The sequence below is a fragment of the Aeromonas dhakensis genome (assembly GCF_002285935.1).
In the GTDB taxonomy this organism is placed as follows: Bacteria; Pseudomonadota; Gammaproteobacteria; order Enterobacterales; family Aeromonadaceae; genus Aeromonas; species Aeromonas dhakensis.
Genome location: NZ_CP023141.1, coordinates 4,287,962 through 4,301,118, shown reverse-complemented (window position 1 = coordinate 4,301,118; position 13,157 = coordinate 4,287,962). Strand labels below are relative to the sequence as shown.

At 62.7% G+C, this 13,157-nt stretch carries 13 protein-coding genes and 1 riboswitch; of the genes, 10 read left to right on the top strand and 3 right to left on the bottom strand.

The window, feature by feature from the left end; all coding sequences use genetic code 11:
- Window positions 1-34: 34 nt before the first annotated feature.
- The 6 genes from CK627_RS19855 (at window position 35) to CK627_RS19830 (ending at window position 5,962) form a co-directional block, all read left to right on the top strand.
- Window positions 35-1,048 (top strand): ABC transporter permease, encoded by a 1,014-nt coding sequence (locus tag CK627_RS19855; RefSeq protein ID WP_095593187.1) that lies wholly within the window; start codon window positions 35-37, stop codon window positions 1,046-1,048.
- Window positions 1,045-1,371, top strand: coding sequence for a DUF2845 domain-containing protein (locus CK627_RS19850; protein WP_005298553.1), 327 nt, complete (start codon window positions 1,045-1,047; stop codon window positions 1,369-1,371). The genes CK627_RS19855 and CK627_RS19850 overlap by 4 nt, the downstream gene beginning before the upstream one ends.
- 461 nt (window positions 1,372-1,832) lie before the next feature.
- A complete protein-coding gene (locus tag CK627_RS19845; protein WP_005298555.1) occupies window positions 1,833-2,852 on the top strand; it encodes an amino acid ABC transporter substrate-binding protein in 1,020 nt (339 codons plus the stop codon).
- Window positions 2,853-2,913: 61 nt separating this feature from the next.
- Complete coding sequence (locus tag CK627_RS19840; protein ID WP_254425334.1) at window positions 2,914-4,101, top strand: amino acid ABC transporter permease; 1,188 nt, start codon at window positions 2,914-2,916, stop codon at window positions 4,099-4,101.
- A 9-nt stretch (window positions 4,102-4,110) separates the two neighbouring features.
- On the top strand, window positions 4,111-5,205 hold the full coding sequence (locus CK627_RS19835) for an amino acid ABC transporter permease (protein ID WP_095593185.1): 1,095 nt from the start codon (window positions 4,111-4,113) through the stop codon (window positions 5,203-5,205).
- Window positions 5,206-5,218: 13 nt separating this feature from the next.
- Entirely contained in the window at window positions 5,219-5,962 is a 744-nt protein-coding gene (locus CK627_RS19830) for an amino acid ABC transporter ATP-binding protein (protein WP_005298561.1), read from the top strand.
- Between the two features lie 105 nt (window positions 5,963-6,067).
- On the opposite strand, the gene CK627_RS22705 is transcribed toward CK627_RS19830, so the two are convergent.
- Entirely contained in the window at window positions 6,068-6,283 is a 216-nt protein-coding gene (locus tag CK627_RS22705) for a DUF1107 domain-containing protein (protein WP_005298562.1), read from the bottom strand.
- 183 nt (window positions 6,284-6,466) lie between these two features.
- Here CK627_RS22705 and yfcD point away from each other — a divergent pair, with 183 nt between their 5' ends.
- Window positions 6,467-6,970: an NUDIX hydrolase YfcD gene (gene yfcD, locus CK627_RS19820; RefSeq protein ID WP_017783488.1), complete on the top strand. Its 504-nt coding sequence runs from the start codon at window positions 6,467-6,469 to the stop codon at window positions 6,968-6,970.
- A gap of 63 nt (window positions 6,971-7,033) precedes the next feature.
- On the opposite strand, the gene CK627_RS19815 is transcribed toward yfcD, so the two are convergent.
- Window positions 7,034-7,960 (bottom strand): phenylacetate--CoA ligase family protein, encoded by a 927-nt coding sequence (locus CK627_RS19815; RefSeq protein ID WP_005298566.1) that lies wholly within the window; start codon window positions 7,958-7,960, stop codon window positions 7,034-7,036.
- 126 nt (window positions 7,961-8,086) lie between these two features.
- Between CK627_RS19815 and CK627_RS19810 the strand changes: the two genes are divergently transcribed.
- On the top strand, window positions 8,087-8,560 hold the full coding sequence (locus CK627_RS19810) for a peroxiredoxin (protein ID WP_021463332.1): 474 nt from the start codon (window positions 8,087-8,089) through the stop codon (window positions 8,558-8,560).
- Window positions 8,561-8,684: 124 nt separating this feature from the next.
- On the top strand, window positions 8,685-9,653 hold the full coding sequence (locus tag CK627_RS19805) for a calcium/sodium antiporter (protein WP_005298570.1): 969 nt from the start codon (window positions 8,685-8,687) through the stop codon (window positions 9,651-9,653).
- A 67-nt stretch (window positions 9,654-9,720) separates the two neighbouring features.
- Here the strand turns inward: CK627_RS19805 and CK627_RS19800 are convergent, their stop codons facing one another.
- The gene (locus CK627_RS19800; protein ID WP_017788538.1) at window positions 9,721-10,872 is read right to left on the bottom strand and encodes a type III PLP-dependent enzyme; all 1,152 of its coding nucleotides are present in this window, start codon (window positions 10,870-10,872) and stop codon (window positions 9,721-9,723) included.
- A 508-nt stretch (window positions 10,873-11,380) separates the two neighbouring features.
- Window positions 11,381-11,491, top strand: a riboswitch (glycine riboswitch).
- 250 nt (window positions 11,492-11,741) lie between these two features.
- On the opposite strand from CK627_RS19800, the gene CK627_RS19795 reads away from it, so the two are divergent.
- On the top strand, window positions 11,742-13,118 hold the full coding sequence (locus tag CK627_RS19795) for an alanine/glycine:cation symporter family protein (RefSeq protein ID WP_095593183.1): 1,377 nt from the start codon (window positions 11,742-11,744) through the stop codon (window positions 13,116-13,118).
- Window positions 13,119-13,157 lie beyond the last annotated feature (39 nt).

Here is a 13,157-nt window from a genome sequence, read left to right as displayed (position 1 = left end):
TGCCGTCCCAGCCTGCCAGCCCAAGGAGCACCAGATGACGGGATCTCTCAAGCGCATCGGCGCGCTCTTCTATGCCCGCAACCTGGAGTTTGTGCGGGATCGGGCCGCGCTGATCTGGAACCTGGCCTTTCCGCTGCTGCTGGTGCTGGGGTTTACCCTCATCTTCTCCGGCCCGCCCAAGCCGCTGGTGCAGATGGGAGTGGTGGGGGAGCTGCCCGCAGCCTATGCCCCGCTGCGCGCCGTGCCGCTGCTCAAGATCATCCCCTATGACGAGGAGGAGAAGGGCCGGCTCAAGGTGCGCCACCACCAGCTGGATCTGCTGCTCTCGCCCGGCACGGGCCGTTACTGGATCAACCCGGATGCCCCCCAGGGCGCCATGGCCGAGTATCTGCTGCGCCAGACCGTGCCGGCGCCGCTTACGCGGGAGACTCTGAGCGGGCGCGCCATTCGCTATGGCGACTGGCTGCTGCCCGGGGTGATCGGCATGAATCTGATGTTCTCCGGCCTGTTCGGGGTGGGCTTCGTCATCGTCCGTTACCGCAAGAACGGGGTGCTCAAGCGGCTTGGGGCCACTCCGCTCTCGGCCGCCGAGTTTCTCTGCGCCCAGCTGCTGTCGCGCATCCTGATCACCCTGGTGGTGAGCCTGCTGGTGTTTTTGGTGTCCTACTTTCTGCTCGGGGTGCCGTTGCTCGGCTCGGGCTGGCTGCTGCTGTTGATCGCCCTGCTGGGTGGGGCGTCCATGGCCTCCCTCGGCCTGCTGGTGGCGGCCCGTATCCAGAACGAGGAGCTGGCGAGCGGGCTGCTCAACGTCATCAGTATGCCGATGATGTTCCTCTCCGGCGTCTGGTTCTCGCTGGAAGGGGCCCCCGCCTGGCTGCAGCAGCTGGCGGCCTGGTTGCCGCTCAGCCAGATCATCGCGGCGGCCCGTGCCGTCATGCTGGAAGGGGCAGGTTGGGCCGAGGTGGCGGCGCCACTGGGCTTTGTCCTGCTGTTTACGCTCTGCTGCATCACCCTGGGCAGCGCCCTGTTCAAATGGAGTTACAGATGAAGCTATCGATGAAGTCACTGCCGCTGGTTGGCGGAACCCTGCTGGCCCTGCTGCTGAGTCTGCCGGCCAGTGCCGGCGCCATGCGCTGCAAGAATGCGCTGATCACCGAAGGGGACAGCACCGCCGAGATGCTGATCAAGTGCGGCGAGCCCATGCTGCGCGAGGAGCTGACCCGCAACGAGGAGAACCAGTTCGGCAACCTGGTGCAGGTGAAGTATGGGGAGCGCTGGACCTACAACTTCGGCAAGAACGAGTTCATGCGCTTCGTCACCGTGCGCAACGGGGTGGTCACCGACATCGAGAACGGCCCGCGCGGCAATTGATCCTGCCGACCGGATGGTGCGCGCCGAGTACGGTGGTGTGGCTCCGGTCTCTTTCCGGCGTTTACGCCCCCGTTCCCACCTTTCATCCCTCTCTTCCGGTTGCCCGGTATTGGTTCATTCCCCCCAATAACGGGCCCTGTTGTTGGCAAAATGCGCCCGATAAATGCGTTGTCAGCGCGTTTTTCTGCCCCAATCCGGTGCGTCCGATTTTTTGCGAAAAATAATCCTCACATTATCGGGGGCTTGGAACCGTAGGCCATTTTGCGAATAAGGGTCTATTTTTAATTCTAAGAGTGCATATCGGCCCGTTGACCTATTTTGTGCTGCTGCACCAAGGTTGGGCCGGCTTGCACCGATTGACAGGTTTTTGAGCCGCTCGATAAGCTGTGAAAAAGCAGAGAAACGAAGGCATCTTGCCAGGTTTTGGTGCCTATTTGAATCAAACCACAGGGAAGCGTGAGATGAAGCAGATACACAAGGCAGGTATGGTGATGGTGCTGTCGCTGGTGGCAGCCAATGCATGGGCCGACGGCACCCTGGATGCCGTCAAGAAGAAGGGATTCGTGCAGTGCGGGGTGGGTGATGGCCTGCCGGGTTTCTCCAACCCGGATGCCAAGGGCACCTGGACCGGTCTGGACGTGGATGTGTGCCGCGCCGTGGCCGCGGCCGTGCTGGGGGATGCCGGCAAGGTGAAGTATGTCTCCCTCACCGCCAAGGAGCGATTCACCGCCCTGCAGTCCGGCGAGGTGGATCTGCTGTCGCGCAATACCACCTGGACCCTGACCCGGGACGGGTCGCTGGGTCTGACCTTTGCCGGGGTGAACTACTACGATGGCCAAGGCTTTCTGATCAAGCAGTCCCTCGGGGTGAAGAGCGCCAAGGAGCTCGACGGTGCCGCCGTCTGCATCCAGTCTGGCACCACCACAGAGCTCAACCTGGCGGACTATTTCCGCGCCAATGGCGGCATGAAATATACCCCTGTGGTGTTCGATACCTCGGATCAGACCGTCAAGGGGTTCGAGGCGGGCCGCTGCGACGTGCTGACCTCGGATCAGTCCCAGCTCTATGCCCTCAAGATCAAGCTCAGCAAGCCGGCGGAGGCCATGGTGCTGCCTGAGGTGATCTCCAAGGAGCCGCTGGGGCCTGCCGTGCGCCAGGGTGACGATCAGTGGTTCAAGGTGGTGCGCTGGAGCCTCAACGCCATGCTCAACGCCGAGGAGGCCGGGGTCACCAGTGCCAACGTGGACGAGATGCTCAAGTCCACCAACCCGGATATCCGCCGTCTGCTGGGGCTGGAAGAGCCCAAGGGGTCGGTGCTCGGGCTGGATGACAAGTGGGCCTACAACATCGTCAAGCAGGTCGGCAACTATGGCGAATCCTTCGACCGCAACGTCGGTGCCGGCTCCCCCCTCAAGATCGAGCGCGGCATCAATGCGCTCTGGAACAAGGGTGGCCTGATGTACGCGCCGCCCATCCGCTGAGTCGACAACCATCGGGGGGCCGAGGCCCCCCATTTCCCCTGGCTTTGTCGGAGTCATCCTCATGGCGTTACACGCATCAAACCATAGGAAGGAACAGGGCCGCTGGTGGTATGACGCCAAGGTGCGGGCATTGATCTTCCAGTGCCTGGCCATCGCGGTCGTGGTCGGGTTCCTGTTCTACATCATCCACAATGCCCTGACCAATCTGGCCACCCGTGGCATCACCACAGGCTTCGATTTTTTGGGCAACACGGCGGGCTTCGGCATCCTGCAGAGCCTGATCCCCTATGACGAGACCTATACCTTCGGCCGTACCTTTCTGGTGGGGCTGCTCAATACCCTGCTGGTCTCCGTGCTCGGCATCCTGTTTGCCACCCTGCTCGGTTTCATGCTTGGGGTGGCGCGCCTGTCGCGCAACTGGCTGGTGGCCAAGATAGCGACCGTCTACATAGAGACGTTTCGCAACATCCCGCTGCTGCTGCAGATCTTCTTCTGGTACTTCTCGGTGCTGCGCACCCTGCCATCTCCGCGCCAGAGCGTGGATCTGGGGGGGCTCGCCTTCCTCAACGTGCGGGGCTTTTATCTGCCCAAGCCCGTGTTCGAAGAGGGATTCGGTTACGTGCTCTTGGCCCTGCTGATCGCCGTGGTGTTGAGCTGGGGGCTGAGCCGCTGGGCACGGCGCCGTCAGGCCCTGACCGGCAGGATATTCCCGTTATGGCGCAGCGTGGCTGCCCTGGTCATTCTGCTCCCGGCCGCCGCCTTCCTGCTGGCGGGCAGCCCGCTCAGCTGGAGCGTGCCGGCCCTGCAGGGGTTCAACTTCCGGGGCGGTCTGACGGTCTTGCCCGAGCTCGCGGCCCTCTTGCTGGCGCTCACCATCTACACGGCGGCCTTCATCGCGGAGATAGTGCGCTCCGGCATCATGGCCATCAGCAAGGGCCAGACGGAGGCGGCCTCCGCCCTCGGGCTCTCACCCGCCAAGACGCTGCGGCTGGTGATCATTCCCCAGGCGATGCGGGTCATCATCCCTCCCTTGACCAGCCAGTATCTGAACCTCACCAAGAACTCCTCGCTGGCCACGGCCATCGGCTATCCGGATCTGGTGTCTGTGTTCATGGGCACCACCCTCAACCAGACCGGGCAGGCCATCGAGGTCATCGCCATGACCATGGGGGTCTATCTCGTCATCAGTATCACCACCTCGCTGCTGATGAACATCTACAACCGCAGAATGACGCTGGTTGAGCGCTAGGGAGCTGTCATGTTCGTGAACGACTTGCAGGAGGCTTTGCCGCCTCCCAGCCATCGCCGGGGCCTGGTCGCCTGGCTCAGGCAGAATCTGTTTCCCAACTGGTGGAACGGCCTGCTGACCCTGGCGCTGGCTTATCTGCTGCTGCCGCTGATCTGGTCTGCCCTGGACTGGGCGTTGTTCTCCGCCACCTGGCAGGGGAGCAGCCGCGAGGCCTGCGGCCAGGGCGGCGCCTGCTGGATCTTCATCGAGAGCCGGCTGGGGCAGTACCTCTATGGCTTCTACCCGGCCGATCAGTACTGGCGCATCAACCTGACCTTCGCCGGCCTGGCGGCGCTGCTGGCCCTGCTCATCTGGCCCAAGACCCCGCGCAAGGGGTGGCTGGCGCTGTTCACCCTGCTGGTGTTCCCTGTCATCGCCTTCTTCCTCATCCATGGCGGGGCTGGGCTGGAGGTGGTGGAGACGAACCGCTGGGGCGGGCTGATGCTGACCCTGGTGCTGGCGGTGGTGGGTATAGTGGTTGCGCTGCCGTTCGGCATCCTGCTGGCGTTGGGGCGTCGCTCCCACATGCCGGTCATCGCCAGCCTCTGCACCGTCTACATCGAGTTCTGGCGGGCGGTGCCGCTCATCACAGTGCTCTTCATGGCGTCAGTCATGCTGCCGCTGTTCATGAGTACCGAGGTGGAGCTCGACAAGCTGCTGCGGGCGCTCATCGGCATCATCCTGTTCCAGGCGGCCTATGTGGCCGAGGTGGTGAGAGGCGGGCTGCAGGCGATCCCCAAGGGGCAATATGAGGCGGGGGAGGCCCTGGGGCTCTCCTACTGGAAGGTGATGGGGCTCATCATCATGCCGCAGGCCCTCAAGATCACCATCCCCTCGCTGGTGAACACCTTTATCTCCCTGTTCAAGGACACCAGCCTGGTGCTGATCATCGGGCTGTTCGATCTGCTGGCCATCTCCAAGGTGGCGCTGGCGGATCCGGCCTGGCTGGGGTATTCCACCGAGGCGTATGTCTTTATCGCCATGATCTTCTGGATGTTCTGTTTTGGCATGTCCCGCTACTCCATCTATCTGGAGCGCAAACTCAACACGGGCCACAAGCATTAGGAGTAGTTTTGAGATGAAAACGGACGCTGTCGTCGAACTGAAAGCAGTCAACAAGTGGTACGGTGAGTTTCACGTGCTGCGCAACATCAACCTGCAGGTGGGCAGAGGGGAGAAGATCGTCATCTGCGGGCCATCGGGCTCTGGCAAGTCCACCATGATCCGCTGCATCAACCGGCTGGAAGAGCACCAGAGCGGGGACATCCTGGTCAAGGGTACGGCCCTGACCTCGGATCTCAAGAACATCGAGGCGGTGCGCCGGGAGGTGGGCATGGTGTTCCAGCACTTCAACCTCTTTCCCCACCTGACCGTGTTGGAGAACTGCTGCCTGGCGCCCATCTGGGTCAAGCAGCTGCCGCGCAGGGAGGCCGAAGAGATCGCCATGAACTTCCTGCGTCGGGTGCGGATCCCGGAGCAGGCCCTGAAGTATCCGGGTCAGCTCTCCGGCGGTCAGCAGCAGCGAGTCGCCATCGCCCGCAGTCTCTGCATGAACCCCCAGGTGATGCTGTTTGACGAACCCACCTCGGCGCTGGATCCCGAGATGGTGCGTGAGGTGCTGGACGTCATGGTGGAGCTGGCCCACGAGGGGATGACCATGCTCTGCGTCACCCATGAGATGGGGTTTGCCAAGCAGGTGGCGGATCGGGTGATCTTCATGGACCGGGGACAGATCATCGAGGAGAACGTGCCGGATCAGTTCTTCGACAACCCCCAGTCGGATCGGACCAAGCTGTTCCTCTCCCAGATCCTGCAGCATTGAGCCGCATGGGGGGATGTCGTCCATAAAAAAGCCCGCACTCTGGTGAGCGGCGGGCAAGTAGTAAAAGCATGGACGCAGACTACAAAACAGAAAGGACTATGGAAGTTACCCCAACAGCAGGGTGGTGTGGCGCAGGCCGCGAACCTCCAGATTGATCTGCCGGGCCAGACTCAGGGTCTGACGGCAGGTCAGGCTCTCCAGATTGATCTCGCCGCCGCTGAACTCGAACCGCCCGTGGGTCTCCACCATGAAGCTGCCGTGATGGAAGCTCTTGATGTAGCGGGCAATCTGGCGGGGAGACAAGTTCTTGAACACCTTCATCACAAAACACCTGTTGCGTGGACAGGGCACACTATGGCCTCGCCAGGTGACACGGATGTGACAATTTATGGAGGTTTGTATGAATCCGGTTTGTCCTCCACCAGGATTGGCTGCCCGTGTGGGGCGGGAGCGAAAAAAGGCTGCCATGACAAGCCGTTGCCCCGATATACTGCGGTCACTTGGATGAATCAGAAGGGTCTGCGTGTGGAGTGGGTGGATGTGGTGGATGGAGAGAACCGGGTGATCGGCGTGGCCGAGCGCGCCAAGGTGCGGCGAGAGAACCTCTGCCACCGCGCCAGCTATATCCTGGTGCTCGACGAGGCTGACCGGATCCTGGTGCAGCGGCGTACCCTCAGCAAGGATTTCTGCCCCGGCATGCTGGACGCCTGCGCCGGCGGCGTGGTCACCACGGGCGAGCAGATGGAACCCTCCGCCCGCCGCGAACTGGCCGAGGAGCTGGGCATCGAAGGGGTGCCGCTGCAGGGCTTTGGCACCTTCTATGCCGAAGGGGAGGGCTACCGGGTCTGGGGCGGCCTCTATAGCTGCCACTATCAGGGGCCGCTGCGGCTGCAGGCCGAAGAGGTGAGCGAGGTGTGCTGGATGAGCCAGGCGGAGATAGCCGCGCGGGCTGCCGAATTCACCCCCGACTCTTTGCTCGCCATCGCCACCTGGCAGGCGCGGCGCTGAGCAGCGTTGCATGCAGAACGGGCAGCCAGTGGCTGCCCGTTCTGTTTCTGGACGGATGGAACCTCATACCAGCCTGAGCCGCCGGTTGGTGCGCCCGCAGGGGCTGGCACCGGCGAGCCAGTGGCCCTGCCACTCGGTCACCAGGCGCAGCAGCGGGTATTCCAGATCGAGCCGGGTCACCACCAGCTGGCCGACGGTGTCGCCGATGACCGGCTCGCCGCTGGCCAGATCGATGATTTCGACCAGACAGTTCTCGTTGACGATGAACCCCTGGCCGGGCTGGCTCTCGTAGGCTATCACCCCGGCATCCTGCAGCAGCAGGCAGTTGAGCGCGCGGATGCCGTGCACCGCCTGCAGCGGCCGGGTGTCGGGGTGGGACGATTCGCATAGCAGGGCGCAGCGCAGGCTGTCGCTCGGCACCTCGGCCCGCTCTGCCGCCTCCAGCAGGTCCAGCAGCACCGCCAGCGGTCCGACGAAGCCGGTCGGCTCAAAGCGCTGCAACGCCTCCAGCTGGCGGCGGGTATCGTGGGGGCCGCAGGGTACCACCGGGCTCCCCAGCTGGCGGGCACCGTTGTCGAAGATGAAGGCGGTGGGGCTGATGTGATAGTCGTGACCGTTGAGCAGCACCTCCCCGGCCTTGAAACCGGCGGCGAACAGGGCCCGCGCAGCCCCCCACCAGTCGGCCCCGGCATATTCGGGAATGGCCAGCTGGCCGGGGCAGGCAAACACCCGCAGCGCCTGGCTGGCGGGGCGGCCGGTAAGGCCGGCAAAGGGCGGGTGGGCCTGCTGGGCGGCGAACAGCTCGCCGGCGTTGAGCAGGGGCAGGCTGGCCAACTCCCCCAGATCCTGCAGGCGGCGCTGGCGGTAGGCGCTGGAGTAACCGGTACAATACTGGCCGACATGGGCAAGCAGGTGGTTGAGCTGATCCAGCTGCTGCTGCTCGCGCAGGGGGGAGGGGCGAATTTCCAGTCCATCGTAATAGTGCTGCATGAAGCCTCCTTGGTCGGCTGATCCTGCTCAAGGTTAGTTCAAATGATCCCGGTAAAGGGGGGCCTGTGTCACAGCGCGGCCGTGGGGTAGACTGGGGCTCCTTCCCTCCACTTAAGGATGAGCACAATGATTGCGACGGGTCAGACCCTGCCTGCGGGCGAATTCACCTTCATCACCCCAGAGGGGAAACAACAGCGGGATAGCCACAGCCTGTTTGCCGGCAAGCGGGTGGTGCTGTTTGCGGTGCCCGGCGCCTTTACCCCCACCTGCTCCAACGCCCATCTGCCGGGCTATGTGGTGCTGGCCGATCGGTTCAAGGCCAAAGGGGTGGATGCCATCTGCTGCCTGTCGGTCAACGACGCCTTCGTGATGAAGGCGTGGCAGGATGCCCAGAACGCCGCTGCCATCACCATGTTGGCGGACGGCGACGGCAGCTGGACCCGGGCCCTGGGGCTGGCCAAGGAGACCGGCGCCTTTGGCGGCGTGCGCGCCCAGCGCTTTGCCCTCATCGCCAATGACGGCGTGGTGGAGCGGCTCTTCGTGGAGGCGCCGGGCAAGTTCGAGGTGTCGGATGCCGAGAGTCTGCTGGCGGCGCTGTGAAAGATTAATCGCCGTTTGATTTCATCTTGAAATAGCAAGGCGGCCCGTTACACTGTTGCCGCGTTTGGATGGAGCCAGGCAAGTTGCCTGGCTCTCGTGTTTGCCGTGGATGAGATAGAAAAATATGACCCTGGCTTTTGTTGCCCTGATTGCCGGACTGGCGTTGCTGGTCTGGAGTGCCGACAAGTTCGTGGACGGTGCCGCCGCCACTGCCCGTTATGCCGGTATGCCGCCGCTGCTCATCGGCATGGTGATCATCGGTTTTGGTACTTCGGCCCCTGAAATGGTGGTCTCCGCGCTGGCGGCCTCCCAGGGCAATCCCGGGCTGGCGCTCGGCAATGCCTATGGATCCAACATCACCAATATCGCCCTTATTCTCGGCTTGACGGCCCTGATCAGCCCCATCGCCGTGGCCTCTCAGGTGGTGCGCAAGGAGATCCCCATCCTGCTCGGCATCACCCTGCTCTCCGGCGCCCTGTTGCTGGATGGTCGCCTGGATCGCACGGACGCCGCCATCCTCGGCGTGGTGTTCCTGGCGCTGATGGGCTGGTCCATCTGGGCCGGCATGCGCGGCAAGGGGGATGCGCTGGATGCGGAGACCGAGGAGAGCATCGACAGCGAAGGCATGTCCCTCAAGCTGGCCCTGTTCTGGCTGGTGGTCGGGCTGGTGCTGCTGATCGGTGCCTCCCGCCTGTTGGTATGGGGCGCAGTGACCATAGCCCAGGGCTTTGGCATCAGCGATCTGGTGATTGGTCTCACCATAGTCGCCATCGGCACCTCGCTGCCGGAGCTGGCCTCCTCCCTCATTGCCATTCGCAAGAACGAGCATGATCTGGCTCTTGGCAACGTGCTCGGCTCCAACCTGTTCAACACCCTGGCGGTGGTGGGCATCGCGGCCGGCATTCACCCGCTGGACGTGGCACCTGAGGTGCTCTCCCGCGACTGGAGCCTGATGATGGGGTTGACCCTGTTGCTGCTGGTGATGTGCCTGGGCCGCAAGGGGCAGGGGCGCATCAACCGGCTGGAGGGGGGCGTGCTGCTCGCCTGTTTCGTCGCCTACACCGGCTGGCTGCTGACCAGCCAGTTTATCTGACGATTCGCCAGACCATAACAAGAAGGGGGAAGCATCGGCTTCCCCCTTCTTTTTTGGCGCAGGCCTGTCAGGCCACGGCAACCATCTTCTGCCCTTTCTGGCCGCTGTCCAGAATGAGGATGTTTGCCTTGGGGAAGAAGTTGAAGGTGGAGGCCGATGCCCAGGTATAGGCCCCCATCACCCGGCCCACCACCAGCTCGCCGATGGCCAGATCCGGCAGCATGATGCCGTCGCGGATCACGTCCACGCTGTCGCAGGTCGGGCCTGAGAGCACCGAGTTGTGCAGCTCGCCGCGAGCCAGCGGGGTGCTCACCGGGTAGGTGACGTGGTCATAGAGCTGGCCGTTGTAGCTGCCGTAGAGACCGTCATCCAGGTAGTACCAGATCTTGTCGCCGCGATGGGCCTTGCCCATCACGCTGGATACCGAGGTCATGGCCGGCGCGCTGATGAAGCGGCCCGGCTCGGCAATCTTCTGCACGGTAGCCGGCAGCTTGGCCAGCGCCTCGCGGATCGGCGCGCAGAAGCCGTCGATGTCGAACTCGCCGCCCTCATAATCCACCGGGAAGCCGCCGCCGATGTCCAGCACCCAGGGCTTGAGGCCGAGCTCCCAGGCCTGCTCCATGATCTCGCGGCAGGCGTCGATGGCCTGTACGTGGCGACGGGCATGGGGCACCTGGGAGCCGACGTGGAACGACAGCCCCATTACCTTGATCCCCTTGGCATGGGCCAGCTGCAGCAGGGGCAGCGCCTGCTCCGGAGTGCAGCCGAACTTCTTGGAGAGATCGACCTTGGTCTCGGGATTGGGGAAGCTCACCCGCAGTAGCAGTTTCACCTCGTCCTTGTAGGGGAGGAACTTCTCCAGCTCCAGCGGGTTGTCGTAGACAAACACGGTGCAGCCGTACTCCAGCGCATAGCGGATATCGCTGTCGCGCTTGATGGGATGGGTATGAATGCAGCGCCCCGGGCGGACACCCTGACTGCGCACCAGATCCACTTCGCCATTGGTGGCCAGATCGAAACAGGCCCCCTCTTCCTTCAAGACAGAGACCACTGCCTCGTGGGGCAGGGGTTTGAGTGCATAGTGCAATCGTACATCGGGCAGGGCGGCGGCCAGGGCCCGATACTGTTTGCGGACGGCTGCCTTGTCGAGCAGCAGCAGGGGGGAGCCGAATTGTTCAACCAGCTGACGGTAATCTTGTGCAACCAGGGTCTCGTTCATTCTCTTTTGGTCATCCTTAGGGGGCGTGATATGCCCAAGCCATATGCGATTGAACCGGCGACGGCCGGGTCAGGCGAGCGGTCCGGTGGGACCAACCAGGCACATTGCATAACTTCCTTGCGAAGTGCTTAGTTATGCGCGGGATTATCGGCTTATTGCGTTTGTGTGCAACCCTTTTGATTGGATATGTCGGCAAGTTTTTCTGGTCGAGACGAAAGATCATCTTGATATGGCCCATGTTTCGACTAGCGAGCGGCAGGTTGTGCAGGCAACCTTATCTAACGTATTGATAGTTAACGAACAAATAACATTCGGCCCCAGCCTGGCCGGGATCGAAAAAAATCGGCGACGAGGGGGCGCGAGTGGGAGACAGCTCACACTTTTTGGATTACCATGCCCGCTTCCTAATCCAAACTAGTTCGGATGAAGGTAGCAGGAGAGCGATGGGCAACCATCCACCGAAGAAGTGAATCTTTCAGGTACCGGGCAACCGGTGTGGACTGCTACTGGACGATACTCTGGAGAGACCCGTTGAATCGGGCGCCGAAGGAGCAAGGCACCGTGATTGCATCGCAATCCGGCGCCGGAAACTCTCAGGCAAAAGGACAGAGGGGATGGGATGGTTGTACCTGAGCTTGAAACTGTTCACGGTCTGTAACGAGAGGTCGTCAGCAAGGTAAAGAGCAGCACAGGAACCGGAGTGTATGTGAATACATGAGGCTTTCGAGCAGCGCATGAGCCTTGATCACGGCCTCGCAGTAAGAGTGTGAACACGTTTTTGGCCCGCATCCGATCGCCTCTGGCCGATCGCGACACCTATGGGAAGATCATCCTTCTCCTCCTTAATTTCTGTTTCTTAAGGAGGATGCATGTCATCAATTCAATCGGCGCTCGCCGCCATCGATAGCTTTATCTGGGGGCCACCCCTGCTGATCCTGCTGGTCGGGACCGGCGTCTACCTCACTCTGCGTCTGGGTCTGCTTCAGGTCATGCGTTTGCCGCTCGCCCTGCGACTGGTCTTTGGCCGCGATCAGGGTCAGGGCAAGCAGGGAGATGTCTCCAGCTTCGGCGCGCTCTGTACCGCCCTCTCCGCCACCATAGGCACCGGCAACATCGTCGGGGTCGCCACCGCCATCAAGCTGGGCGGCCCGGGCGCCCTGTTCTGGATGTGGATGGCCGCCCTGTTCGGCATGGCCACCAAGTATGCCGAGTGCCTGTTGGCGGTCAAATATCGCCAGCAGGACGCCAATGGCCAGATGGCGGGCGGCCCCATGTACTACCTGGAGAAGGGGCTCGGCTCCAAGCTGCTCGCCAAACTGTTCGCCCTGTTTGGCATCGGCGTCGCCTTCTTCGGCATCGGCACCTTCCCCCAGGTCAACGCCATCAGTGACGCCATGAGCCTCTCCTTCTCGGTGCCCCGGGAAGTGACCGCCGTGCTGCTGACCCTGATCGTGGCACTGGTGACCCTGGGGGGGATCAAGTCCATCTCCAGCGTGTCGAGCAAGGTGGTGCCCTTCATGGCCATCTTTTATATCGTTGCCTGCCTCGGCGTGCTGGTGAGCAACGCCGCCGCCCTGCCGGATGCAGTGGCGCTGGTGCTGCAGAGCGCCTTCACCGGCCATGCGGCCACCGGTGGCTTCGTCGGCGCCGGCATCATGCTGGCGATCCAGTCCGGGGTGGCGCGCGGGGTCTTCTCCAACGAGTCGGGACTGGGCTCGGCCCCCATCGCGGCGGCGGCGGCCAAGACCGATTCCTGCGTAGAGCAGGGGCTGGTCTCCATGACCGGCACCTTCATCGACACCATCATCATCTGCACCATGACCGGCCTGACCCTGGTAGTGACCGGGGTGTGGAGCGGCGATGCGAGCGGCGCGGCCATGACCAGTCTGGCCTTCGCCCAAGGGCTCGATGCCCATGTCGGCCAGTATCTGGTGAGCATCGGCCTGCTGTTTTTTGCCTTCACCACCATCCTTGGCTGGAACTACTACGGCGAGCGCTGCACCGAGTACCTGTTCGGGGTGAAGGCGATCAAGCCCTACCGCCTCATCTACCTGGTGCTGGTGGCGTGCGGCGCCTTCCTGCATCTGGACATGATTTGGCTGTTGGCCGACATCGTCAACGGCCTGATGGCGGTGCCCAACCTCATCGGCCTTATCGGCCTGCGCCACGTGGTTATCGCCGAGACCCGCGCCTACTTCAGCCGGGACAGCGATACGGAGTCCGAGCCCGAGCCGCAGACAGCCTGATGCCACGGCCATCCATTCAAAACGAAAAGCCACGACCCG